Annotated in this window: 18 protein-coding genes and 2 pseudogenes; 9 read left to right on the plus strand and 11 right to left on the minus strand. The window is 71.2% G+C overall.

The features are described 5' to 3' along the window. The first annotated feature begins 100 nt into the window (after positions 1-100). Together CRP56_RS41900 and CRP56_RS41905 are read left to right on the plus strand one after the other, a co-directional pair. The gene (locus tag CRP56_RS41900; protein ID WP_373559741.1) at positions 101-1324 is read left to right on the plus strand and encodes a phospholipase D-like domain-containing protein; all 1224 of its coding nucleotides are present in this window, start codon (positions 101-103) and stop codon (positions 1322-1324) included. 81 nt (positions 1325-1405) lie between these two features. Beyond that, positions 1406-2086 (plus strand): class I SAM-dependent methyltransferase, encoded by a 681-nt coding sequence (locus CRP56_RS41905; RefSeq protein WP_097273237.1) that lies wholly within the window; start codon positions 1406-1408, stop codon positions 2084-2086. A 224-nt stretch (positions 2087-2310) separates the two neighbouring features. Here CRP56_RS41905 and CRP56_RS41910 read toward each other — a convergent pair. The 3 genes and pseudogenes from CRP56_RS41910 to CRP56_RS41920 form a co-directional block, all read right to left on the minus strand. Beyond that, a pseudogene (locus CRP56_RS41910) lies at positions 2311-2967 on the minus strand (IS5 family transposase); the annotation flags it as partial. Between the two features lie 134 nt (positions 2968-3101). Beyond that, positions 3102-4574 (minus strand): APC family permease, encoded by a 1473-nt coding sequence (locus CRP56_RS41915; protein ID WP_179851255.1) that lies wholly within the window; start codon positions 4572-4574, stop codon positions 3102-3104. Positions 4575-4660: 86 nt separating this feature from the next. Then, positions 4661-5407, minus strand: coding sequence for a FadR/GntR family transcriptional regulator (locus CRP56_RS41920; RefSeq protein ID WP_097273240.1), 747 nt, complete (start codon positions 5405-5407; stop codon positions 4661-4663). 521 nt (positions 5408-5928) lie between these two features. Between CRP56_RS41920 and CRP56_RS41925 the strand changes: the two genes are divergently transcribed. After that, the gene (locus tag CRP56_RS41925; protein WP_179851256.1) at positions 5929-7374 is read left to right on the plus strand and encodes an amino acid permease; all 1446 of its coding nucleotides are present in this window, start codon (positions 5929-5931) and stop codon (positions 7372-7374) included. Positions 7375-7697: 323 nt separating this feature from the next. On the opposite strand, the gene CRP56_RS41930 is transcribed toward CRP56_RS41925, so the two are convergent. From CRP56_RS41930 to CRP56_RS41945, 5 genes and pseudogenes are all read right to left on the minus strand, one after another. Next, a complete protein-coding gene (locus CRP56_RS41930; RefSeq protein ID WP_179851257.1) occupies positions 7698-8147 on the minus strand; it encodes a nuclear transport factor 2 family protein in 450 nt (149 codons plus the stop codon). Between the two features lie 219 nt (positions 8148-8366). Beyond that, positions 8367-9527, minus strand: coding sequence for a PP2C family protein-serine/threonine phosphatase (locus CRP56_RS41935; protein WP_097273242.1), 1161 nt, complete (start codon positions 9525-9527; stop codon positions 8367-8369). A gap of 54 nt (positions 9528-9581) precedes the next feature. Continuing rightward, positions 9582-9773, minus strand: coding sequence for a hypothetical protein (locus CRP56_RS47840; RefSeq protein WP_179851258.1), 192 nt, complete (start codon positions 9771-9773; stop codon positions 9582-9584). A gap of 67 nt (positions 9774-9840) precedes the next feature. Then, positions 9841-10041: pseudogene (locus CRP56_RS49475) on the minus strand (IS701 family transposase); the annotation flags it as partial. A gap of 94 nt (positions 10042-10135) precedes the next feature. Beyond that, positions 10136-11608 carry a hypothetical protein gene (locus CRP56_RS41945; protein ID WP_257041742.1) on the minus strand — a complete coding sequence of 491 codons (1473 nt, stop codon included), beginning with the start codon at positions 11606-11608 and terminating at the stop codon, positions 10136-10138. A gap of 638 nt (positions 11609-12246) precedes the next feature. On the opposite strand from CRP56_RS41945, the gene CRP56_RS41955 reads away from it, so the two are divergent. Then, the gene (locus CRP56_RS41955; protein ID WP_373559742.1) at positions 12247-13251 is read left to right on the plus strand and encodes an ABC transporter ATP-binding protein; all 1005 of its coding nucleotides are present in this window, start codon (positions 12247-12249) and stop codon (positions 13249-13251) included. A gap of 42 nt (positions 13252-13293) precedes the next feature. Here CRP56_RS41955 and CRP56_RS41960 read toward each other — a convergent pair whose 3' ends face one another. Both CRP56_RS41960 and CRP56_RS41965 read right to left on the minus strand, forming a co-directional pair. Continuing rightward, complete coding sequence (locus CRP56_RS41960) at positions 13294-16122, minus strand: hypothetical protein (protein ID WP_257041744.1); 2829 nt, start codon at positions 16120-16122, stop codon at positions 13294-13296. A gap of 59 nt (positions 16123-16181) precedes the next feature. Beyond that, complete coding sequence (locus tag CRP56_RS41965) at positions 16182-19406, minus strand: ABC transporter permease (RefSeq protein ID WP_257041746.1); 3225 nt, start codon at positions 19404-19406, stop codon at positions 16182-16184. A 412-nt stretch (positions 19407-19818) separates the two neighbouring features. On the opposite strand from CRP56_RS41965, the gene CRP56_RS41970 reads away from it, so the two are divergent. After that, positions 19819-20574 carry a class I SAM-dependent methyltransferase gene (locus CRP56_RS41970; RefSeq protein ID WP_097275048.1) on the plus strand — a complete coding sequence of 252 codons (756 nt, stop codon included), beginning with the start codon at positions 19819-19821 and terminating at the stop codon, positions 20572-20574. A gap of 115 nt (positions 20575-20689) precedes the next feature. Here CRP56_RS41970 and CRP56_RS41975 read toward each other — a convergent pair whose 3' ends face one another. Next, positions 20690-21634 carry an NADP-dependent oxidoreductase gene (locus tag CRP56_RS41975; RefSeq protein ID WP_097273246.1) on the minus strand — a complete coding sequence of 315 codons (945 nt, stop codon included), beginning with the start codon at positions 21632-21634 and terminating at the stop codon, positions 20690-20692. 66 nt (positions 21635-21700) lie between these two features. Between CRP56_RS41975 and CRP56_RS41980 the strand changes: the two genes are divergently transcribed. From CRP56_RS41980 to CRP56_RS49170, 4 genes are all read left to right on the plus strand, one after another. Beyond that, positions 21701-22126: a winged helix-turn-helix transcriptional regulator gene (locus CRP56_RS41980; RefSeq protein WP_097273248.1), complete on the plus strand. Its 426-nt coding sequence runs from the start codon at positions 21701-21703 to the stop codon at positions 22124-22126. Positions 22127-22388: 262 nt separating this feature from the next. Further along, the gene (locus tag CRP56_RS47845; protein ID WP_179851259.1) at positions 22389-22562 is read left to right on the plus strand and encodes a hypothetical protein; all 174 of its coding nucleotides are present in this window, start codon (positions 22389-22391) and stop codon (positions 22560-22562) included. A 205-nt stretch (positions 22563-22767) separates the two neighbouring features. Next, positions 22768-23619 carry an oxygenase MpaB family protein gene (locus tag CRP56_RS41985; protein WP_373559775.1) on the plus strand — a complete coding sequence of 284 codons (852 nt, stop codon included), beginning with the start codon at positions 22768-22770 and terminating at the stop codon, positions 23617-23619. 180 nt (positions 23620-23799) lie between these two features. Further along, the gene (locus tag CRP56_RS49170) at positions 23800-24012 is read left to right on the plus strand and encodes a hypothetical protein (protein WP_097273250.1); all 213 of its coding nucleotides are present in this window, start codon (positions 23800-23802) and stop codon (positions 24010-24012) included. Positions 24013-24057 lie beyond the last annotated feature (45 nt).

Genomic DNA, 24057 nt, shown 5'->3' on the forward strand with positions numbered 1-24057 from the left:
TGTTCCGAGGAGTGCCGCCGTCTCGGCAGGGCAAGCGGCTACTCGGGCTCGCCGGTCAGTCTGCACCGGGCCCACCTCATGATCCGACGGGAGACAGCGCGTGATTCTGGACGGCACATCGACATCCCCTGCCGACGCTCCGGCTTCCGCCCCTGCGCTCACTGCCCCCGAGGCACGCAAGCAGCGCCTGCGCCGTCGACTGGAGCGGCTCATCGGAGTGGCTGCCACCGAGGGGAACGAACTCGCCCGGCTGCGCAACGGTGATGAGATCTTTCCCGCGATGCTCCAGACGATCCGCTCGGCTCGGCACACCATCGACATGATGACGTTCGTGTACTGGCGGGGCGAGATCGCCCGGGACTTCGCCCGCGCGCTGGCCGACCGGGCACGGGCGGGAGTACGGGTCCGGCTGCTTCTGGACGGCTTCGGCGCCCAGAAGATCGAACGGCAACTGCTCGATCTGATGGGCGAGGCGGGCGTGCACGTGGCGTGGTTCCGCAAACCCGTGTGGCTGTCGCCCTTCAAACAGAACCACCGCTGCCACCGCAAGGCCCTCATCGTGGATGAGCACACCGCTTTCACCGGAGGTGTCGGTATCGCCGAGGAATGGTGCGGCGACGCCCGCGGTCCGGGCGAATGGCGGGACACCCATGTACAGGTGCGCGGTCCGGCCGTCGACGGCATCGCGGCCGCGTTCGCGCAGAACTGGGCCGAGTGCCATGAGGAACTCTTCGACGACCGCGACCGCTTCACCGAACACCAGCAGGCCGGTTCCGCCGTCGTTCAGGTCGTACGCGGATCGGCCAGCATCGGCTGGCAGGACATGCAGACACTCATCCGCGTCATGCTCACCTCCGCCGAGGAACGCTTCCGGCTCGCCACCGCCTACTTCGCACCCGACACGTACTTCATCGATCTGCTCTGCCAGACCGCCCGGCGCGGCGTACGGGTGGAAATCCTGCTCCCCGGCCCGCATACGGATCAGCGTGCCTGCCAGTTGGCCGGTCAACACCATTACGCCCGTCTGCTGCAGGCCGGCGTGCACATCCGGCAGTACCAGCCGACCATGATGCACGCCAAGATCATCACGGTGGACTCGGTGGCCGCGCTGATCGGTTCCACCAATTTCAACCGCCGCTCCATGGACCACGACGAAGAGGTCATGCTCGCGGTCCTGGACGAGACCTTCACGGCGTCACTCGACCGTGACTACGAACAGGACCTGAAAGACAGCGTGGACATCGATCTCACCCGCTGGAGACGACGGGCACTGCTCCAGCGCGCCCGGGAAACAGCCGTCACACCCATCCGCCGCTTTCTTTGACGACTTGGCCCCTGGATGCCGTTTTTGCCGGAGCGGCAACGGGAGTGGCGGGACGGGGCCCCGATGGGTGACGTTGGGCCCGTGACCGACAACATCGCAGCGGGATCGCCCGCGTCTGACGCTTTCCTGCCTGGCGAGGGATACCTCGGCGACCCCGCGGTGCGGGCGGAGTGGGACAACCGGTACGCCGAGCGACAACAGCTGTGGAGCGGGCGGCCCAATGGTGCGCTCGTGGCCGAGGTAGCCGGGCTCACACCTGGGCGGGTGCTCGACGTCGGCTGCGGAGAGGGCGCGGACGCGGTCTGGCTGGCGCGCGGCGGCTGGGACGTGACCGCGCTCGAGGTCTCGGGCGTGGCGCTGCAGCGAGCGGCCGTGCACGGGCGGGACGCAGGAGTCTCCGTTCGCTGGGTACACGCCGCGTTGACGGAAGCGGCGCTCCCGCCGGCCTCCTTCGACCTGGTCTCCGCGCAGTATCCCGCCCTGCTGCGCACCCCCGACGCCGCAGCCGAGCGAGCGCTGCTCGCGGCTGTCGCACCCGGCGGCGTGCTGCTGCTCGTGCATCACGCGGGGATGGACACCCAGCACGCGCAGGACAGTGGCTTCGACCCGGCTGACTACGTCTGGCCCTCGATGGTCGCCGCCCTACTCACCGACGACTGGAAGGTGGAGGTGAACGAGCAGCGGCCACGTGTGGCACCCGACGGGGGCGCCGGCGCGCACCACACCGACGACCTGGTGCTGCGTGCGCGGCGCCTGCGCTGAGCCCTTCCGCTTTCGGCAGGATCAGCACCCGGGCGAGTCGTTGTCACGAGGGGTGAGTTCGGGGTCGTCGAACATGCGCTGCAGTGAGGCATGCCGGCCCCTCGGCCCGACTGGCCCCGAGCGCGGCCTACGACGCCTTGCGCGTATCAGCGACGATGAGCGCCGCCGATGTGCGACCGCAGGCAGGAAGCTGGTCGCGGAGCACTTCTCGGTGACCCGCATGGCGTGTGTTTGATCTGGCGCCTGCGCAGGTGACGCCGATTACGGCGTGACGAGTACGCCTTATCTCCCCCGACGTGGTCGGGCCGGGTGCGCGGTCGTCAATCAGCCTGCCGGGGCACGCGGATCTCTTCCAGCACGGGGATCATCTGCGGTGCATCTCCCCACTGGCCGGGCGTGATGACGAACCCGAGCGGGCGGCACCCGCCTTCCCCGGCGAGGTGGATCTTGGATGTGAGCCCGCCTCGCGAGCGTCCCCGGGCCTCATCGGAGCGGTGCCGCGCCGGGCTCCTGCGCCGTCCCGGGATCTTCGGGGCACGAGTGGAGGCGCCAGCTGTGTGCTGATGAGCGCGGCAGGTCGTGGAATCGACGCTGGCCGTGCTCCAGTCGATCCGGCTCTCGGCATCGGCGTCTGCCTGGACGGCACGCAGGATTCTCTCCCACGTACCGTCCGCCGACCACCGTCGATGACGGTCGTGAACCGTCTTCCAGATACCGAAGGATGGAGGCAGGTCCCGCCAAGGGAGGCCGGTCCGCTGCCTGAACAGGATCCCGTTGATCACACGGCGGTGGCATTGCCAGCGTCCGCCCCGCCCACGATTCGTTGGCAAGTGCGGCTCCAGCCGATCCCACTCATCATCCGAAAGATCACCCTGCCTCATGTCCAGGAGGCCAGTTCGCTTTGCTGGCTGGGCCCTCGTCGACGCGGCCGAGCGCGGCCCCTGGGGGCGTGCCGGCGCACAGACGTACGGGTCCGCGGAGGGGCTGTGTCAGAGGCGCCCGTGCGGGGCTGCGGTCAGTCCACGTCGGCGACGATGGAGCCCACCCGTTCAGCCAGCGTGGGGTCGCGGCGGACCAGGAGGGCCGCGTAGCCGACGGCGAGGAGCAGGATGGCCAGGGCCGCGTAGGGGAACCAGTTGTATGGCGCGGGCTGGCCGGGTTTGGCGAGGTAGTACAGCGGGACCAGGATGGCCAAGGCGCCGATCGCGGGCAGGACCAGGTGCCGGACGGTCCGGAACTCCTGCGGGCGGTACCTGCGGTAGTACAGCGGCAGGGCGACGTTGGACGCGAGGTAGACCAGCAGGATCAGGATGGCGCCGAGGCTGGAGGACTCGGTGAAGAAGACCACCGGGTTCATCGAGCCGCTGCCGGACCCGAGGAGATGGCCCAGGCCCCAGCCTCCGATGATCAGCAGTGCGGTGACGGCGAAGGTGACGATCGCGTTGTTCGGCGTACGCCGGGTGGGGTGCACATAGCCGAAGAAGGACGGGAGCAGTCCCTCGCGTCCGGCGTTGAACACCAGGCGGGCCTGGGAGTTGATGCCCGAGATCAGTACGCCGAGGGTGGAGGTCAGGCCCCCGACGTAGGCGACGAACGCCAGCGCGCCCAGGGTGTCGTGGGCGACGTCGATGAAGGGGATGCGGGCTTCGCCGAGCCTGGCCATGTCGTTGTCGAAGGCGGTCACCGTGGCGTAGGAGAAGAGGATGTAGCTCACGGTCATGATGGCGACGGAGAGGAACACGGCACGGCCGACGTTGCGCCGTGGGTCCTGCGTCTCCTCCGCCAGGGCCGCCGAGTTCTCCCAGCCGATGAACAGGTAGACGGCCAGGGGGAAGCCTGCCGCCAGGCCGCTGAGGCCGTGATGGATGTGGCCGGGCAGGAACGGGTCGGCGGAGAGACTGCCATGGTGCTTGACGAGCGCCGCGATCGAGACCACCACCAGTACCAGCATCTCCACGCCGAAGAAGTAGCCGGCCCACTTGGTGGAGACCACCACCCCGCGCAGCATCAGTACGACCGAGAGTCCGGTCAGCAGCAGCGTCCAGATGATCCACGGCAGGTCGACGCCGGTGTAGTGGGAGAGCGTGATCTGTACGAACCCGCCCGAGATCGCGATGACGGAGGCCATCGCGATGATGTAGCCGAGGCCGGCCAGCAGGGCCGTGGTCACCGCGCTGACCGGTCCGAAGGTCTTGCCGACGAAGGTGATGAAGCTGCCCGCGGAGGGGTGTGCCCGGGAGAACTGGGCGAGCGTGTTGCCGAGGAGCGCGACCGCGACACCGGCGGCGACGATGGTCAGCGGGGAGGCGATGCCCGCGGCGGTGCCCAGGAAGGCGAAGCCGAAGAAGAAGCTCATGGCCGGGCCGACGTTGGCCATTGTGGCGGCGGCGATGTCCGCCATGCCGAGGACTCCGCCGCGCAGGCGCTGGGGCGCGCCGCCGACGGGACCCGACATCGACGAAGGGCCGACGGCTCCGTGGTCGGTCATGCAACTCCTTGTGCGGTGTGGCGGCGCGAGGCGCGTGTGCGGGGTCGGCGCCGGCCGGCGGTTCTCGGGGCGGTGCGACCGGGGCGTCAGCTCGGGTGGGCGCGCTGGTGTGCCTGTTGGTGTGTCTTCACCGCCCGCACGGCCTGGTCCATCGCGCCACGGCCGAGGTCGACGAGCAGTTCGGCGTGGCAGCGGTTTCGCGCCCGTACGACCGCGGGTGTCGGAGCGGGCTGCAGCAGGCACAGCTGGCCGAGCAGGTCGGCGGCGAACTCGCGGATCCCGGGGCCGCCGAGCGTCTCCGCGAGGTCCAGATGGAAACGGGCCTCCAGTTGGAGCAGCCGCGTCGAGTCGTCGGTCGTGTCCATCTCCGTGACCAGCGACTGAAGCGGATCCAGCCGCTCGGCCGGGATCTCACCCGCGCTGTGCGCCACGAGGCCGCATTCGAGCAGAAGGTGGAAGGAGTCGAGCGAGGCCGCCTCCTCGGCGTCGTGCAGCAGGGCGACGACCGCGTCCCAGCCCGGCGCGATGAAGGTTCCGCCCGCGCGCCCGCGGCGACGGTCGAGCAGGCCGTCCTGACACATGCCCTCCAGCGCGCGGCGGACGGTGATCTCGCTGATCCCCAGCTCGTCGGCGAGGACACCGGTGTCGGGCAGCCGGTCACCCGGGAGCACGGACGCCAGGCGCACGCGCAGCGCGATCCGCGAACGGACGTGCTCGGATCCGGTCTGGCCCCCGCCGGGCAGGGCACGGGCGTGTCCCACACCGGTGACCGGCGCCGTTCGTGCCGGACCCGGCTGGTTGTAAGGCCCGAACTTGCCCGCTGCGTTCACCACGACGCCACCCTAACGGCCCGCTCAACGCGGTGGCGCAACCGCTGAGGCCGCCGCGGGCGGTCCGGATCAGGCAGGCGTTGTGCATGGGGCCTCCCAGGGCGAGGGGGTGCCGGGAGGAGGTGTCGGGAGGGGGTCTCCGGACTTCCCGGAACAGCCGAGGCACGGCGCGGACGTCACAACAGAAGGAGCAGCCGCCGTGGTGCATGAAAAATTAGAGCACTATGAACATTTAAACAAGACTCCGCCCGTGGACCGCCCCCACTCGGGATGCGCAGGTCAGCTGGGGTAAGGCCCGGCCGGAGGTGGGGTCAGGCTCGGACGTCGCAGGGAAAACGGACGATCTGGCCCCCTTGTTATTTCTGATCGCCGTGAACTATTTTCCTCGGCGTCACCCCGTTCGACAGGTGATCACCCGCGACGTACCAGGCCGTACGCCCATCCGGCGGCGAAATCCACGCGGTCACCCCCGCCCGAACCCGCCGGCACCCTCCCCTGACCGAACCCACTCTCTGGATGTCGAGATGAAGACACGTCCCCCTCTTCCGACCGCCACCCCCAAGACCGGCGGTGAGAACCCCACCGCAGGATCCGGCCTCCAGGCCGGACTGAAGAACCGCCATCTGTCCATGATCGCCATCGGCGGCGTGATAGGCGCCGGTCTGTTCGTCGGCTCCGGCTCCGGTATCGCGGCCGCGGGCCCCGGCATCCTGCTGTCGTACGCCCTGGTCGGCGTGCTGGTCGTCCTCGTCATGCGGATGCTCGGCGAGATGGCCGCCGCCAACCCGACCTCCGGTTCGTTCTCCGCCTACGCGGACCGGGCGCTGGGCCGCTGGGCCGGGTTCTCGATCGGCTGGCTGTACTGGTTCTTCTGGGTCGTGGTGCTGGCGGTCGAGGCGACGGCCGGGGCCAAGATCCTGGAGGGCTGGATCCCGGCGGTGCCGCAGTGGGGGTGGGCGCTGATCGTGATGGTCGTGCTGACCGTCTCCAACCTCGCGTCGGTCGCCTCCTACGGGGAGTTCGAGTTCTGGTTCGCCGGGATCAAGGTCGTGGCGATCGCCGCGTTCATCGGGGTCGGCCTGCTGGCCGTCTTCGGGATACTGCCGGGCGTCCACAGCGACACGGCCGGGCTGTCCAACCTGACGTCGCACGGCGGCTTCCTGCCCAACGGCCCCGGCTCCATCCTCACCGGTGTGCTGATGGTCGTCTTCTCCTTCATGGGCAGCGAGATCGTCACCCTGGCCGCCGGTGAGTCCGCGGACCCCCAGCGCGCGGTCACCAAGGCCACCAACAGCGTCATCTGGCGCATCGCCGTCTTCTACCTCGGCTCGATCTTCATCGTGCTGACCCTGCTGCCCTGGAACTCCCCCTCCATCACCAAGGACGGCTCCTACGTCGCCGCGCTCGACTCGCTCGGCATCGCGCACGCCGGCCAGGTCATGAACTTCATCGTCCTGACCTCCGTCCTGTCCTGCCTCAACTCCGGCCTGTACACCGCCTCCCGTATGGCCTTCTCCCTCGGCCGCCGCGGCGACGCCCCCGCCGCCTTCGGCCGTACGGCCCGTCAGGGCGTGCCGCAGACGGCGATCCTGGCATCGGTGGTCTTCGGCTTCGTGGCGGTCTACTTCAACTACGCCTACCCGGACACCGTCTTCCTGTTCCTGCTCAACTCCTCCGGTGCGATCGCGCTGTTCGTGTGGCTGGTCATCTGCTTCTCGCAGCTGCGGATGCGCCGGATCATCCAGGCCGAGTCGCCAGAGAAACTGGTCGTGCGGATGTGGCTCTTCCCGTACCTCACCTGGGCGACCATCGCACTGATCGTGTTCGTCCTCGGCTACATGCTCACCGACACCGCGTCCGGTGGTGGCCGCGACCAGGTGGTGCTGTCCACGGTGGTCGCGCTCGCGGTGGTGGGCATCGCGGTGCTGCGGCAGCGGCTGACCGCCAAGCGCGCGATCTCCGCCGCGTAGGGGAGGGGCAGGCCTCCATCCGCCGGACATGAAACGGCTGGTGCCGCAGCTCTCCCGCTGCGGCACCAGCCGTTCGCGGCACCGGACCGAGTCGGGACGCGGGAGCTGTGCACAACGTTGGTCGCCGACGGTCGCGAGGGCGGACGCCTGACCGGTCGCGGTGTCGCCCCACGAGTTGGAGACGATGCCGGCGAGGTGCTTGTCGACCTCAAGCGTCACCGGGCCGTGGCCACGAGATACGACAACCTGCCGTCCGCGACGAGGCAACCGTGTGGGTGGCAGTCCTCAACCAGTGGCTGTGACCAGCGGATTTACCGTCGGCCTCAGTCTGTAGGCGGCGGCACGGCGCAGGCGTCGGCGATAGCCCGCGTGTCCCAGTAGAACGGACGGACCTCGGTGATCCGCCCGTCCCTGACCGTGATCGCTTGCAGGATCGGGAAGCTGAGTTCACGCCCGGTCGCACGAGCGCGAGCACGAACCTTTGTGAGCACGACCGCAGTCTCACCGGTGGCAAGAAACTCCTGCTCCACCATGTCGAACGACTCCCACACCTCTCCCATCCTGAGGAAGAACTGCGCCATGCCGTTGTGCCCACGCCAAGTACCTCCATAGGGCAGGGCAGCTGCTTGATGCAGCTCGACATCGGGCGCGAAGAAGGGGGCGAGCAGGTCGAACGAAGCCTCGCCAGCGCCTCCTGCCGCCAAGTACTCCGCCTCAGCCGCATACATGCCGGTGAGGGCTGTCACTGAGTCCGTAGTGGATGACATCGTCATGTCGCCAGTGTGATCACCGCAGGCGGATCTTGCTGGCGGCAATCAGACCTCGTCGTGCGGCGCGGTCGACACTTCCGCAACAGGGCCCGCTTTAGGAGGTGTGGTGCGCAAAGCTGTACTCGGCGTGTTCGTGGCCCTGGTGGCGGTGCCCGCGGTGGCGTCGCTCGTCGGCGCCGGCCAGTTGAGTCGAGTCCGTACTCGGGCTCGACGGGGCCTTGCCTACGGGGTGGGGTGCCACTCGGCCATCACGATGGTGGCGTCGTCGGACTGTGTGTGTTCCTGGTGGCGCCTGAGCTGCTGCAGGAGCCGGCGCAGGGCTTCGGGGGCGGGGTCGCCGGCGGCCATGGCGCGGATGACGGTGTCGGCGAGGCGCTGTTCGCCGAAGAGGTCGCCTTCGGGTGAGCGGGCCTCGGTGACGCCGTCGCTGTAGAGCAGGACGCGGTCGCCGGGCTGGAGCCGGGCGCGGTGGATGGTGGGCGGGGTGTGGCTGTGGAAGTTCCAGCCCAGGGGCAGGTCGGGTTCGCGGTGCAGGAGGTTCAGGACCTGCCCGTCGCGTACGAGCAGGGGCGGGGGGTGGCCGCAGTTGACCCAGGCGAGGGTGCCGTCGGTGAGGTCGAGGTCGGCGATGACCGCGGTCATGAGCCGGTCGGTGAACCATTGGTCCAGGATCTGGTCGATCGCGATGACGATGTCGGTGAGTCCGCCGCCGGAGCGGCGGGTGGCGCGGCAGGCCGCCAGTCCGGCCGCGCTGGCTCCGCCGGAGGCGAGGTCGTGGCCCATGGCGTCCAGGAGGGCCAGGTGCAGACCGTGGTCGGTGAAGCTGTGGTCGAATGCGTCGCCACCGGCGTCGTAGGCCGGTTCCAGCACGGCGGTCGAGGTGGCCTGGGCGGTGCCGATCGTGCGCGGTGGGAGGAAGGACCACAGCAGTTCGGCCTGGACCGTCATGGGCCTTCGGCGCTCCGCTTCGATCAGCAGGTCGCTGTGGGACGACTTGGACACGAGGAGCAGCGCGGTCACTGCGGCCAGTGCCTCGCAGTCGGGGACGGACAGGTCGGGGCCGCAGACCTTGAGCACGCCCAGGCGCTCGACGCCGTCGACCATGGGGATCCACGCGGTCATGCCGTCCTGCGTCAGGTGCGTGTGCTCCAGCCGGTAGGCCAGTCCCGCCAGAGAGGAGTCGATCTCCAAGGTGGACTCCCCGGCGGGGACGGGCTGGGGCAGAGCGATGAGCCGCGTCTGCTGCAGGTCGGTGACGTACACGCCAGTGGCTGTCAGACCCACGCTCTGCCCGGCGTCGAAGACCAGCCCGGCAAGATCACGCCCGGAGACCAGCTGGGAGCGTGCCAGCAGGTCGGCGAAGAAGCTGTTGCCTGCCACCATCGGAAGCGCCTGCCTTTCACGACCCCGCGTCTCACGCGTGCTGGTGCTTTCTTCCTACCAGAGTGCCCCGCCGCAGACTTCGAAGATGATCAGGGTGTTGGGAGAGGTCTGGACGCGATCGATCAGTCGCCGCACCCGACGGATCTCTTCCCGCGAGGGCATGGCCTGGGTCCGGGCGAGATCACGGACGAGCCCCCTGCTGTCCGTCCCCGGTACGGACATGGCCGCCGCGTACGCGGCGATCACCGATCCGGCGGTACCGGGTCTGAGAAGTCAGCTGCACAGCCGCTGAGCACGCCCTGCAGCCGCTGCACCCCGGCATCCCCGCCCCGGTCACCGTTTCCGCTCCTGCCAGGCAGATGATCGTCTTGTTCCGCTCCCGCGGCGCCAGCAGCCCGGTCAGGTACTCGCGAAAACCCCGCCGCTGCGCCAGGCTGAGGAAGAGGCCGTCGAACCGGGCCGCGTAGTCCTCCAACGGCCCCGGCGCAGGCGGACACGGACGGCGAGCGGTCATCTCCAGTCTCCAGCAAGGCAGTTGACTCCGACCACCGGCCTACGACCAATCCGACCTGCCGTCAACCCATACCGCCACCGGCGGATTTAACGAACTACCGGTAATCGCCCTCGCCCTCCGTCTCGTCCAGGCGCTCCAGACTGCTGACGCACCCCTGGGCGAGGATCGCGGTGAAGCGCGGGCACGTCCACGATCCCAGGCTGCGGGAGTGCTCGGTCGCCGGGAAGTCGTCGGGGGCGTAGACCTGCGGGAGGCCGTGCCGGATGTCCACGTACCGCGTGGTCGGATGGTCGTCCGGGTGGGCGCAGTCGGCCGGTCGGGACGCGGCGGCGAGAGGGCGCATCATGTCGAGTACGCCGCGCGTCACGGCGTACGGCGGGCTGGGATAGGAGATCTTCATCGCCTGATAGGCGGTGATGAAGAGGACGACGCGCTCCCGGACGTCGGCGCCCTCGTAACGACGGGCGGCCCACAGGCCCAGGTCGTCGGCGTACTTCTCGTTCCAGTGTTTGTGGTCGAGCCGTTCGACGATCTTCTCGATGTCCAGCCGTCCGTCCGCGCGCAGGTACTCGGCGTCGAGATGGCCGGTGGAACGGTCACCGAAAAGCTTGTCACGGCCCTCGCGCAGGGTCGTCAGCGTCTCGCGGGCGATCTCCGCCAGGTGGACGGGGCAGAGGAGTTCGTCGAGGGGAGGGTGGCCCCAGTCCTCGCGGTCGCGTTCGTATATCTCCCGTCCGGCGGGGCTGCTCAGCCTGAGGCCGGACTCGGCGGCTTCCGGGCCGCTGTCCTCCGGCTCCGGGTGGCGTTCATGGGCGCAGGTCGCGTCGGCGTAGTGCGGCAGCGTCTTCGCCACGGCCTCGATCAGGTCGTCGAGGACCGACTTCCTGCGCACCATGCCGGAGACGACGTGCCAACTGATGGCCCTGGCGACCAGCAGCCGTCCGGGGCGCTCCGCGTCGGCGGCGAGGGAGAGGTTCCCGGCATGAGAGGCGAGGTCGTCGTCGGGGTCGCCGTCGGGGTAGAGGTTCAGGATCGCCGAGAGACTCTCGATGTCGCCGCGGATGTCCGCCGGGAGCCGGGGCGGGACGTCCGGCACCGAACCCGGGTCGAGGATGTCCAGGGCGATGCGAGCGTATCCGGCGACGTTGCGCGGGCAGAGCCACTCCTCGCGGGGCCGGTCCTCGTCCCAGTCGGCCGTCTCGTCGGCGAGCAGCCGCAGCAGCAAGGGCAGGTGCCAGTCGTCCTCCTCCGCGTCGTGGGTGCGGTAGGGATGCGTGGCGTGGTCGCAGGGGTGGTCGCGCAGGGCGTGGTCCGTGGCCCGCAGCGCCTCCCGGGCGGCGTCGGCAACTCCCTCACCCGGCAGCCCGGCCACGTAGGACGCCATCAGTGTGAGGCCCAGGGTCCAGACGTAGGCGGTGGGCGCGCCGGGGTCGGCGGCGAGGCGGGTGGCGCAGTCGCGGACCTCGCGGTCGTACGAGTCGTCGCGGTAGGCACTTTCGTCCCCCTGGATGTCGCTCCAGGTGGCCGACAGCTCGTTCACGGAGGGGGCGTCGTCGATGTTCGTCACGATCTTGTCGACGTGTGGGCCGGCCGGACAGTTCCGTTGCGTTGAGCGTAGTTCAGCTCTCAAAGTTGCTGGCATTTCGGTGCGGAAGGTCCGTCGTATCACCGAAGCGTGAGGGCTTCGCTCGAACGTGCAGCACTACGGAGTGCGCTCATGACAAGTCTCCGACCGGGACGAGGGGGTTACGGCCCCGGCGCAGGCGGACACGGACGGCGAGCGGTCATCTTCAGCCCCAGCAAGGCAGTTGACTGTAACCACCGGCCTACGACCAACCCGACCTGCCGTCAACCCACACCATCACCGGATTTTACGAACTACCGGTAGCGCGCCGGAAGCGGGTGTGGACCATCTTCCGCGGACCACAGCCTTCCGGCAGAACGACCAGGAGATCCCGGTCCGGATCTTGCAGACCATCCCGTTGACGACCTGCCGGTCCGCCACACGCGCTCGACCGGCGGCCGCCCGCGATATCAGCGAAGCGAGTAACTCCCGCTCCCGATCAGTGAGTTCATGGCGGCTTATCAACCCGCCATGACCCACCATCCGCTGATCTTTGAAGACGGACCCTGGCCGCGACTCCCGCACTACCCTGGTGCCTGCCTGACACCGTTGTCCGCAGATCGCACCTCCCGGGGGACCATGTGCCCGTCCACGAACAGCCGATCGGCGCACCGGACTTGGACGAGTTGCGGCGGCGGGCCGCGGCCGCCGCGGCTCCGCAGCGCGAGGCCGGGTTGGTCGTGTGCGAGAACCTGGTGCGGATCTACCAGAGCGAGGGTGTCGAGGTTCAGGCACTCCAGGGACTCGACCTGACGGTGGCCGAGGGCGAGATGATCGCGGTGGTGGGTGCCTCCGGTTCGGGCAAGTCCACCCTGTTGGGCATCCTCTCCGGCCAGGACGTGCCCACCGCGGGCGGTGCCGAGGTCGCCGGGTACGACCTGCTGGCGATGAAGCGCCGCGAACGGCTCGGTTACCGGCGCAGCACGGTGGGCTTCGTGCTGCAGCAGACCTCCCGCAACCTCCTGCCGTACCTCACGGCGGCCGAGAACGTGATGCTTCCGATGACGTACGCCGGGATCAAGCGCTCCCGGCGCCGGGGCCGGGCGGAGGAACTGCTCGACCTGCTGTCCGTCGGCCACTGCCGGGACCGCACCCCCGACACACTCTCCGGCGGCGAGCAGCAGCGGGTCGCCATCGCCGTCGCCAACGCCAACGAGCCCCGGGTGCTGTTCGCCGACGAACCCACCGGCCAGCTCGACACCGCCACCAGCGACGAGGTCTTCGCCGCGCTGCGCCGGGCCAACGAGGAACTGGGCGTCACCGTGGTCGTGGTGACCCACGACGCGCTGGTGTCCGAGCAGGTGCAGCGCACCGTGGGGATCCGCGACGGGCGTACGTCCACCGAGGTGCTGCGCCGGGTCGCCACCGGTGAGGACGGCGTCAACGTGCACACCGCGGAGGAGTACGCGGTGCTGGACGGCAGTGGTCGGCTGCAACTGCCGAGCGAGTTCACCGAGCGTCTCCACCTGCGCAAGCGGGTGCGCCTCGTGCTGGAGAGCGACCACGTGGGCGTGTGGCCTGACGAGACCGCGCGGCGGGCGCGCGCCGATGCGCAGGACACGGCAGGCGGTGGCCCCGAACGCTGAGCGCGTGAGGGCAGGCGTGGCGCGGGTGTCGATCCGCGGGCTTCACGCGAGGCGCAGCACGGCCCCCAGGCCCCGCCGCCGGGCCAGCACCGCTTCGGTGACCGCGGCGGCCAGGATCAGCGCGGTCACGCCGGTGACGAGCGCGACGGTCAGCGAGAAGTCGGTGTGCAGTGCCGGTTGGGCGGGACCGCCGGTGAACTGCCGCAGGTCCAACGTCGGTGCCATGAGCCGCGGTTCGAGCAGTCCGAGCAGGATGCCGCCCACCGCCGAGGCGAGTGCCAAGGGCAGTAGTTGGAGGAAGTGCAGGGCCCCGGCCGCTGTGCCCCCGAGTCCGAGGGTGCGCAGGAACGAGGTCGTGCGGCTTCGCTCGTGCGAGGTCAGCGTCAGTTCGAGGACAAGGGCGAGCAGGCCCGAGAGGGAGGCCAGGATCGAGGTGGCGGCGTAGATCGTGGTCAGTCCGCGCGTCAGACCGTCGGTGCGCAGTGCGTTCAGCGTCTCGGAGCGGACGCGGATCCGGGCCTGTGGGCCCAGCACCTTGGCCGCCTCCGCCCGTAGTGCGGCGGGCGCCCCGGCGGCGGGAGTCTGGGCCTTGAGGAGCAGGACGGTGCTGCCCGAGGGCTGCGGGGGCAGCAGGCGCGCGGCGTCGGCGGTGGTGATCAGCAGCGGCGTGTTGGCGGCGATCTGTGCCGTGACCGGCCCGAGGAGCGGGTCGCGCAGGTCGGTGGCGGTCAGGGTGCCAACTGGCTTGAAGACCACATCCCTTGGGCGCTGTCCGGCGTGCACGACCGGGGTGGTGAAGCCGCCGGTGCGCTCTCTGGCCCGCAGGTCGGGGGAGAGGAGTGAGGGCAGGCCGGCGTTCGCGCGTGCTCGGGCATCCGTGGACCGGGGCAGCCGAGCCAGCAAAGTGGCGGCCAGCGGTGACTTCGGTGCTACGGCGGCGAGTTGCTCCGGGTCCACGGCGATCACGGCGACTGGCGAGATCTCCGCGCCGTCGGCCTGTCCTGCCAGGTCGAGGGAGTACAGGTGCTGGAGGGCGCTCCGGGTGCCGGTGGCGCGGGTGCCCGGTGCGGGGGTGACGGTCCCGGCCGCGGTCGCGCTCGCGTCGGCGCCGGTGCTCCAGGCCGCGCCCGTCGCGAAGCCGTCGTCGATCGTACGGTGCACGAGGCCGCCGAACACGGCCGTCCCGAGGGTCAGGACCAGGACGAAGAGGGCCAGCCCGGTCGCCGGGGCGTCGTGCGCGGCCCGGGCCGCCCCGAGGAACCCCACTGCTCCCCGGCTGCGCCGGGCCGGCCGCAGCACCAGGCGCAGCACGAACGGGTAGCAGCGCAGCAGGATGAGTACGACGCTCAGTGCCACCAGCACCGGCACGGCGCCGAGAATGCCGTCGGGGCCCTGCGAGCGCAGCGCGACCACGCCGGCCGCCGTCGCTGTCAGGACCGTCAGCTCCAGGACCACGCGTCGGCCGACGGCGATGTTCCGGCGTGAGCGCCGCAGTCGACCCGGTCTGTGTGGTTCGCGGACCGCGAGCCAGGTCATCAAAGGCAGCGTCAGCGCGACCGCCGAGGTGGCGAGGGCCGCGGTCATCGGTTGGGGAGATCCGGACGTGCCGGTGGGGGCGAGGGCGACTCCGGCGGCCCAGCCGAGCAGTGCGGCGATCACCATCACCGGCCAGGCGACGGCACAGCGCAGCAGCACCAACCGCACGGTGGACGCGCCTCGGGCGCGCTGCAACCGCAGATGCGCTTGCCTGCGGCGCAGCAGCAGCCGTATCGCGACCGTGACGGTGGCCAGGGCGACCGCGGCCAGCGCGTCGACGGCGAACGTCGCCTGCCGCCTGGCCTGTTGGTCCTGAGCGGTGAAGGCGGTGAGCAGCGGTGTCAGGGAGTCGGTCACCAGCAGGGGAGCGGTGGGCCGGCCGCCGACATGGCAGCTGAGGTCGCTGGTGATCGGGTCAACGCCCTGGCACAAGGCCTCGTTCAGGGCCTCGCTGTACTGGGTCAGCGGGCCGGTCAGTGCGCGCGCCTGGTTCAGCGCCGCTCCGGACAGGTCCGCGCGCAGTTGCCACGTCATCCGGGGACCGCCGACGCCGGCACCGGCCAGCAGGTCCGCCGCGTCGAGTCCGACGAGGCCGCGGACGGCGAGCACGGTGCCCGCGGAGCGCTCGGCCGGGTAGCGCGACGGCTGGTCCAGACTCTCGCGGCCCGACCAGAAGTCGTCGCTCGCCGCCGTGGTGCGGTAGACGCCGCTCACGAGGAGCGTCGCGCGGGGTGGTGCGCTCTGCACACCTGGCGTCTTGGCGAACTCCAGGGTCAGCCGGCTGCCGGCCCGTACACCGAGCGCCCGCGCGCTGGCCTGCGACAACGCGACCTGGGCCGGCGTGCCGGGCGGCGTGCGATCGGCGGGCGGGTGGCCGCTGACGTAGTGCAGGTGGGCCCGCGCGGACGGCAGATAGCTCAGCGCCAGCTGGGTGGCGGCATTCGCCGGGCCGGGGGGCCGCGGTGAGAGCAGGGACGCCTGCTCGTAGTCGTAGCTGCCGCCGGTGACGGTCACCCGGCCTGCGGCGGGGCCGGTGAGCTGCTCGGTGAGGGTGCGGCCGGCGTCGAGCAGGCCGGCCGCGTTCAGCGCGGGCGGCACGGTGGTGAAGACCTGGGGTGTGGTGCTCAGGCTGATCAGAGGCGCTTGCTCCTGCGAGGCTGTCACGCGCTGCCGCAGGGCCTGGTCCTCTTGGCCGCCCGCGAACGCCGGGACCCACGCACAGAGCGCCGTGAGCACCAGGACCACGGCCGCCAGGCAGGCCAGCAACGGCAGATCGCCCCGGGTCTCCCTGCGTATCAGGCGCCGCGTCACCGCCGCGCCCACGGGTCGCCTCACGGTCCGTCCTCTCCGGTCATGTCCGGGGCTGCCGGCAGTCGTCGTACCGGGCCGCGTGCTCAACGGTCCTCACCCGCTCGCAGCACCCGTACCAGGTCGACCCGTGACAGCAGCCGGGCCAGCGCCGACACGACCGCGCTGATGAGGACGGCGGTGCCCACGGTGAACAGCGCCACGGTCGCCCAGGGCATGACCAGCGGCAGCGGGGGATAGGGGGTCTGTCCGCTGTCGTCCACGGTGACCAGTGGCAGTACCGCCGACGCGAGGGCCATGCCCATCAGCGCCCCGGGGACCACCGCGAAGAGGGTGAGCCCCAGTTGCTCGGTGCTCAGCAGCGCGGACAGGTTTCCGGTGCGCACGCCGATCGCCCGCAGCAGGGCGAACTCCTTGCGGCGCTGCCGGATGGAGACCACGGCGTGCACGGTGAAGGCGATGACCGCGAAGGCCGGGGCGACGTAGCGGACCAGTTCCAGCGCCCGGCGCAGGCCGCTGCGGAACGGGTCCGCCTGGAGGGAGGCGGCCGTACGCGCCGTGGTGGTGACGCGGCCCAGCGCGGGCTGCGCCTCGGCGGCGGTGGCCGTACGGGCGCTGTCGGTGCTGCTGAGCCACCAGAACGCGGGATCCACGTGGTCGGCACCCGCGCGCGTCATCGCGGCGGCGAGCCGGCGCTGATCGGCGATCAGATGCCCTTGTTCGCGGCCCAGTCCGGGCAGTGAGTCGACCCGGCCCACCACCTTGGCCGTGATCCGGGCGCTCCCCAGATCCAGCGTCGTGGTGGCGCCCACGCTCAGGCGCGCGGCGCTCAGCGCCGCGGCGTCGGCGCGCACCGGAAGCGGCGCGGGACGGCCGACCGGGCCCGCGACGAATCGCACCTGACCGGCGGGCCGGGTGTCGTAGTCGCTTTCGGACAGGCCCCCGCCGAGGACGTCATCGACGTCCTGGGCGGGCCGGATGCCGGTGCTGACCGTGGTCCGAAGCACCCCGGAACCGCCGGGAGCGATGGCGCACACCCCCGGGGTGCCGGGCTCGTAGCCGCCGGTGGGCTTACCCTCACACGCGCCCGCGGTGGAGTCGGAGGCATGTGAGGTGCCGTCGGCCCACGCCTGCCCACCGGGCAGCCGGCTCTCCCAGGTGTCCGCGGTGCCGCGCGCGCCCACCCGGATCAGTTCCAGTTCCAGTCGCGCGGGACGGACGCCCGGCTGGGGGAGGAGACTGACGGCGGTCAGCGTCAGCGGGTACTGCCTTGGATGGCCGCCGCTCAACGGCACGTCGAGGGGTACGACGACGGTGTGCCGGGCTCCGTCGGCGGCGGGCAGGCGGGCGGTCACCGTGCTGACGAGCCCGGCGGCGTCCTGCACGGTCAGCCGCAGGCCCGGTGCCGCCCGGCTGCCGTCACTGCTCAGCCGCTCGTCCAGCAGCAGCGCGGTCGGACGCCCGGCCAGCCGTAGCCCGTGGACGTCCGCCGAGGGGGTGCGGGGAGCGGGGCCGCCGATCGTGCCGAACAGGTCCTCGGTGGCGCCGCCCGGCAGGTTCACCGTCGCCCGCGTCACCGGCGTCACGGAGGTCACGGCGGGCAGCGCACGATAGGCGGAGCCCAGTACGGAGGAGGGGTAACTGCCGTCCGCGGACGGCGAGATGCGCACGTCAGCGCCGACCGTGAACGCGGCCTCCTCGGAGGCCAGGGCGCCGAGGCAGGCCAGCGCGGTGGTCGCGAAGGCGCTCACCGACACGGCCAGACACATCAGCACCACCGGCCCGGCGTTGCGTGCGGCCCGCCGGCCCAGGTGCCAGCCGGCCAGTGCGAGGACCACACCCCGGCTACGACGCCCGAACGCGTCCAGCGCGAGGGAGGCCAGCGGCAGCAGTCGTAACAGAAGAAGCGCCGCGGCGCCCGCCACCAGGGCCGGCACCAGGACCAGCACCGGATCGGCGGACGCGCCGCCGCTCCCCAGACCGGCCAGCAACGAGTGGTGCCGCCGCAATTCCAGATAGCCCAGGACGGCGACGACCGCCAGGGCCAGATCGGCACCCAGCCGCTGCGCGGCGGCGGCCCGTGCACCCCGCGCCGAGCGCATCCGCGACGACGGCAGTACGGGCAGCAGCACCGCCGCGGCGTGCACCAGCAGAGTCACCCCCACCGCCGCCCACACACCGGTGCCGCGAGCGCCGGGGTGCAGCAGTCCGGCCAGGAAGGGCGCGGCGAGAGCGGCCGGGATGCCGGTGAGCGCCCATTCCGCCGCGGCGCCCCCCAGCAACCGCGGGGTGCCGGCGCCCCGGGCCCGTTGCAGCGCCAGCTCGTCACGCCGACGCACCGTCAACTGTCGTGCGGCCAGGACCAGGGTCGCGAGGGCGAGCGCCGCCAGCATCACGCTGGGCAGGTACAGCGAGGACCGGGCCGCCACCATGGGCACCGTCAGGTCGTCGATCGCTCCCGGCAGACCGGAGACCGCGTTCAGGTCGTCCAGCGACGGCTGCCGCCCGCCGAACACCGACACGTCCGTCCGGCTCCCGGAGAACGCGCGCAGCCGTTCACGCAGCCCGGCGAGGTCGGCCGCGTCGATCCGGGAGAAGTCGGGCTGCGCGCTCCAGTGGGCCGTCAGGTGCCCGTTCAGGGCGGCGCTGCCGTTGAGAGCCGACGCCGACACCACGAGCAGCCGCTGGTCAGCGGTCTGCCCGGGGGCCAGATCCCCGGCCATGGCCGGCCAGAACCCGACGGCGGCACGCGCCCGGAAAACACCGGTGATCCGTACCGTCACGGCCCGCCCGAAGGCGTCCTCCACCCGCAGGGCGGTGCCGGGTCCGGCACCCAGACGTCGGGCCAGCGCATCGGGCACCGCAGCGTCCACCGGTGCGGTGGATCCGGCGCCGACCCGGACCTCGGGGAGGGAGGTGAACGCGGCGGCGGTGGCCCCGGCCGTACCGGCTGGCCACCGCCCGGAGACCAACGTCCCGAACCGGCCCGCGTCTTGGACGGCGACCGGGTGCAGTCCACCGGCCCCGGGAACACGCGGCGGCCCACCCTCCGCTCCGATCCCTGTCACCGAGACCGGCGACACACCCAGCAGCCCGACGTAGGTCCGCTGCGGCACCCCGGCGAACACCCGCTCGACGGCAGCCCGCACATCCCGGTCCGCGGCGGCCATTCCGCCGGTCCGGTAGGACGCGCTGACGCTCGCCTGCGCGTCGATACGGCCGGCCAGCCGCCGTACGGCTCCGTCCTGCACGGAACTCCCGGCCAGCGCCGCGAGCGCGGCCAGCGCCGTCGCACACAGCAGGACGGTCACGGCGACGGCGAGGAGCGCCGGCCCGTGCTGCGCGGCGCGCCTGACGACGGCGGGAAGCCGGTGCCGAGGAGGGCGCGGGGTACGCGGGGCGCGCGGGCGCGGCTGAGGCGAAGAAGTCAAGGCCGTGGCGGCCACATGCAACCCCCGCAGAATCGAACATGTGACGGTGACAGCGCGTCACAGTCCTATCAGGGCTCACCAAGACCGCACAAGGATCGGTGGGTGGGGTGATACCGCGCCATGAACTCACTGATCGGGAGTGGGAGTTACTTGCTCCGCTGATATCGCGGGGCCGCTACCGGTCGGTGTCGCCGACGAGAGCCCTCCTTGCGAAAACCAGTTGGTGCCCGGCTCGCCGCGTTGATGGACTGCCGGCCTACCGCGAGTCTGCCGCGTGATGGAGGTAGTGGTTGTGACGGGTTATGACGTGCTTGCCGAGGTGTACGAATGGCTCATCACGGATGCAAAGTTGCCTCCAGCCGAGTTCGCTGCGACGTTCGACGACGTCCTCAAGCTCCTGCCGCCGAACGCTCGCGTCCTCGACTGTTCATGCGGAACGGGACAGTTGGCGGTCGGCCTCGCCGGTCGTGGCATCCAGGTGGTCGCAACTGATGCCAGCGAGGCGATGGTTCGTCGGACTGCGGAGCTGTCCGAGGAGTTCGGGGCATCAGTCCGGGCCTTACAGGCGAGCTGGGAAGAGTTGCCCGACCATTTTCAGGACAACACGTTCGACATGGTGTTCTGCGTTGGCAACTCGCTTCACCATGCCACGGGCGCGACAGGCCGGGGTGCTGCTCTGGAATCGATGGCACGGCTTTTGCGCCCCGGCGGGCGCTTGGTACTCACCTCCCGCACCTGGGAACTCGTGAGGGCCAGAGGTTCCCGGCTGGACATCAGTGACCGACTCGTCCGCCGGAACGGTCGCGATGGCCTCGTGGTCTACCGCTGGGAGATTGCGCCGCATTGGGAGGAGGAGCACCACATCGAGATCGCGATCGCGCAAGTTGATGAGACTGGCTCGGTTCTTGTCCGCTCGGAAGTGCTGTCCTGCTGGCCCTACCGGTACGAGGAACTCGAAGTCGACCTGCACCGGGTCGGACTCCAGCCGGAACTGAGCACGTTCGACCTTGAGGCCGAGAACTACATGGTGGTCGCGAGAAAGGTATAAACACCGGATTCTCCAGCCCCTGGCCGGCCCGCGCGCTTGCTCGCAGGACGCTTGCTCCGCCCTCTCATACGAGCATGAGGGCGCCCGGTGCCGCACCGGGCGCCCTTTCCCATGCTCACGGCACCAGCACGAGCTTCCCGGTCGTCCGCTTCTCCTCGATCGCCCGGTGCGCCGCCGCGGCCTGCGCCAGCGGATAGGTCCGCTCGACCGTCACCCGCAGCCGCCCCGCCTCGATCCGCTCGGTGATCTCCGACAGCAGTTCCCCCGAGGGCTCGGCCGTCACCCACACATACCGCAACCCGCGCTCGGCCGCCTGCTGTTCATCGACCCCCGGGTCGATCGCCGCCCCCACGAGCAGCCCGCCGGGGCGCAGCACCTCCAGCGATCGCGCCCCGTACGCACCCCCGACCAGGTCCAGCACCACGTCCACCGGCGCCACCGCGTCCCGGAAGTCCACGGCTGTGTAGTCGATCACCTCATCGGCGCCGAGCTCCCGCAGCCACGCGTGCTTGGCCTCCCGTGCCGTGCCGATGACATGCGCGCCCAGTTCCTTGGCCAGCTGCACCGCGACATGCCCGACCCCGCCCGCCGCCGCGTGGATCAGCACCCGGTCACCGGGCCGCACACCGGCCAGCACGGACAGGGCCGTCCAGGCGGTCACCGAGACCAGCGGCACGGCGGCCGCCTGCGCCAGGTCCAGGTTCTTGGGCTTCGGCGCCAGCACGGCGGCCGGTACGGCGGTGTACTCGGCGTACGCCCCGCGCGGCGAGAGAGGCAGCAGCCCGTACACCTCGTCCCCCACCGCGAACCGGCTCACCCCGGGGCCGACGCCCGCCACGACCCCGGCGACGTCGTTGCCCGGTGTCCACGGCAGGCTCACCAGCTCCGGCACCCGCCCGGACCGCAACACCGTGTCCCCGGGATTCACCCCGGCACCCCCGACCCGCACCAGCACCTCCCCGGGCCCGGGCTCGGGCACGTCGGTCTCGGTGTACGTCAGGACCTCGGGGCCGCCGAAGACGGACTGGACGATGGCATGCATACGGTTCACGCGGTTCATGGACTCATCCTCGGCCGCCGCAATCCCCGCGCGGAAGAAGGCACTTGTCTGATATCGAGGTTCCTCATGGATACCGGCTTCGACCTCAGAGAACACGGCGGCGTGGACGTCTTCCTACGCGACTGCCCCACCCGGGCCGTGCTGGAGGTGATCGCGAGCAAGTGGACCATGCTGGTGCTGGTGGCCCTGGAGGACGGCCACGCGATGCGCTTCACCGAACTGCGCCGCCGCCTCGACGGCGTGACCCAGAAGGTGCTGACCGCGACCCTGCGCTCCCTGGAACGCGAGGGCCTGCTCAACCGCGAGGTGTACCCCACGGTGCCGCCCCGCGTGGAGTACCAACTCACCGGCCTGGGCCGGGAGGTGGGCGCCCTGATCCAGCACATCACCGACTGGTCGCAGGCCAACATCGACACCATCCGGGCGGCCCGCGAGACGTTCGACGCCCGCGCCGCGCAGCAGGAGCAGGACCCCGATCCCGTACGACGATGATGGCGCCCGGCGATCACCCCGCCGGGCGCCCACAGCTCAGCTCGCCGTGCAGGTCACCGTCGGTACACTCCCGCCCCCCGGGCGCCCCCTATACGCCGCTGCACCATCAGCAGATCCTCGCTTGAATGCGCAGCATCCGCCGCGAGGACCAGGCGAACGCTGAGCTCGACAGCTTGGCGCGCTCGCCGTCCGGGCCGGCATCGCGCCCGCGGGCGCAATACCGGCCGCCGCGGTGGAGCTGCTGTCGGCTGAGCTGAGAACGATGCCAGGTTGGCTGCTGGTGTTCGACAACGCCGAAGCCCTGACGCTCTCGCTGCGTTCCTGCCGGCGGCCCCGGGCATGTGCTTTGGGCCGGCTGCGGGCCGCGGCGGAGCTGCGCGTGCTGTGCCCCAAGCCGCAGGCGGCGGAGGTCTGCTTCGCCTGCGCCTGCCCGTGAGCGGACCCCATGTCGCCGTCCTTGCATCCGCGGGGCGCATGACGAGGGAAGCTGGAGATATACGGTCTCATCCGGCGCACCCCGATGCGCCCCGGCACCAGGAGGAGCCACGGCAACCTCGAAACGCGACGGCGTGTCCGGGTCGTTCGACCCGCTGAGGGCACTCGACCCGCTCAGGGCGCTCGGGGCGGGCGCCCGTGCGCGGCTGGGCGGCGGGCTCTTCGCCCGGGTCGCCGGCCCCGACGGCCCGCGCAACCGGGCCCTGATCCACCAGACCCCCGGCCCTCGCTGGTTCGCGCCGGACCGGCCGGTGCGGCGGGTGCACGGCGACGCGTCGATGTTCATCGGCGGGCTCTCCGCCCTGCTCCTGCAGTCCCTCCACCCGCGGGCGATGGCGGCGGTGGCCGCCCACTCCGGCTTCCGGGGGGACCCCTGGGGCCGCCTCCAGCGCACCAGCACCTTCCTGGCGACGACGACGTACGGCACGGCCGGGCACGCGGAGGCCGCGTGCGCGCAGGTCCGGGCGGTGCACGAGCGGATCGTGGGTGTCACCCCCGACGGCGAGCCCTATCGGGCCTCCGACCCGCACCTGCTGTGCTGGGTGCACGTCGCCGAGGTCGACAGCTTCCTGCGCGCCCACCAGCGCTACGGCGCGCACCCGCTGACGGCCGCGGAGTGCGACGGCTACGTCGAGGACATGGCCCGCATCGCGGAGGCGCTTGGCGTCCCCGACCCGCCGCGCACCCGGGACCAGCTCGCGCGTCGCCTCGACGCCTACCGTCCGGAACTGCGCTCCACCGCGCCGGCCCGGGACGCGGCCCGCTTTCTGCTGCTCAATCCACCCGTGCCGCTCGCCGCCCGGCTGCCGTACGGGGTGCTGGCCGCGAACGCGGTGTCCGCGCTGCCAGGCTGGGCCGCGGACGAGCTGCGGCTGCCCCGGCTGCCGGTGGTGGACGGGCTGTGCGTGCGGCCGCTGGGCTCGGCTATGACCGCGGCGATCCGCTGGGCGATGGCCCCGGCCCGCTCCGCCGTGACGGCCCCGTCGGACGCGGCCTGAGGGGTGGGGTGGCCGGCGTTCAGCGGGCGGCGGCCACGGCGGCTCGCTCGCGGGCGGCAGTGAGTCCCGCGGGGTCGTGGGCGGCGTGGTGACGGCGGCCGGTGACGAAGAAGGTGGGGGTGCTGGCGACCGAGCTGGGGTCCGGGGAGTCAGCGTTCTCGGCGACGCGCGGGGCCCCGTGTGGGCGCGCAGCTCCCGTTCGAAGCGGAGGGTGTCGAGTCCCGCCTCTGCCGCGTAGGCGCGCAGCTGGTCGGGGCGCAGGGCGGCCGGGTGGCTGATCGGCAGGTCGTGCAGTTCCCACGAGCGGCCCTGGAGGGCCGCCGCCGCGGCGGCCTCGGCGGTGAGCTGGGCACAGGGGCGGACGTCCGTGAGCGGCAGTGGCGCCAGACGTAGGGGACATCGGTGCAGTCGCCGAGCAGGGCGCGGACGGCGGTTTCT

Source organism: Streptomyces sp. TLI_55 (assembly GCF_900206255.1).
GTDB lineage: Bacteria > Actinomycetota > Actinomycetes > Streptomycetales > Streptomycetaceae > Streptomyces > Streptomyces aquilus.

What these genes read in the sequence shown, in the direction of transcription:
- CRP56_RS41915 (WP_179851255.1), bottom strand. Translation starts at nt 4,574, where the DNA reads ATGACCGACCACGGAGCCGTCGGCCCTTCGTCGATGTCGGGTCCCGTC.
- CRP56_RS41925 (WP_179851256.1), top strand. Translation starts at nt 5,929, where the DNA reads ATGAAGACACGTCCCCCTCTTCCGACCGCCACCCCCAAGACCGGCGGT.
- CRP56_RS41930 (WP_179851257.1), bottom strand. Translation starts at nt 8,147, where the DNA reads ATGACGATGTCATCCACTACGGACTCAGTGACAGCCCTCACCGGCATG.
- CRP56_RS41935 (WP_097273242.1), bottom strand. Translation starts at nt 9,527, where the DNA reads ATGGTGGCAGGCAACAGCTTCTTCGCCGACCTGCTGGCACGCTCCCAG.
- CRP56_RS41975 (WP_097273246.1), bottom strand. Translation starts at nt 21,634, where the DNA reads ATGAACCGCGTGAACCGTATGCATGCCATCGTCCAGTCCGTCTTCGGC.
- CRP56_RS41980 (WP_097273248.1), top strand. Translation starts at nt 21,701, where the DNA reads ATGGATACCGGCTTCGACCTCAGAGAACACGGCGGCGTGGACGTCTTC.
- CRP56_RS47845 (WP_179851259.1), top strand. Translation starts at nt 22,389, where the DNA reads ATGCCAGGTTGGCTGCTGGTGTTCGACAACGCCGAAGCCCTGACGCTC.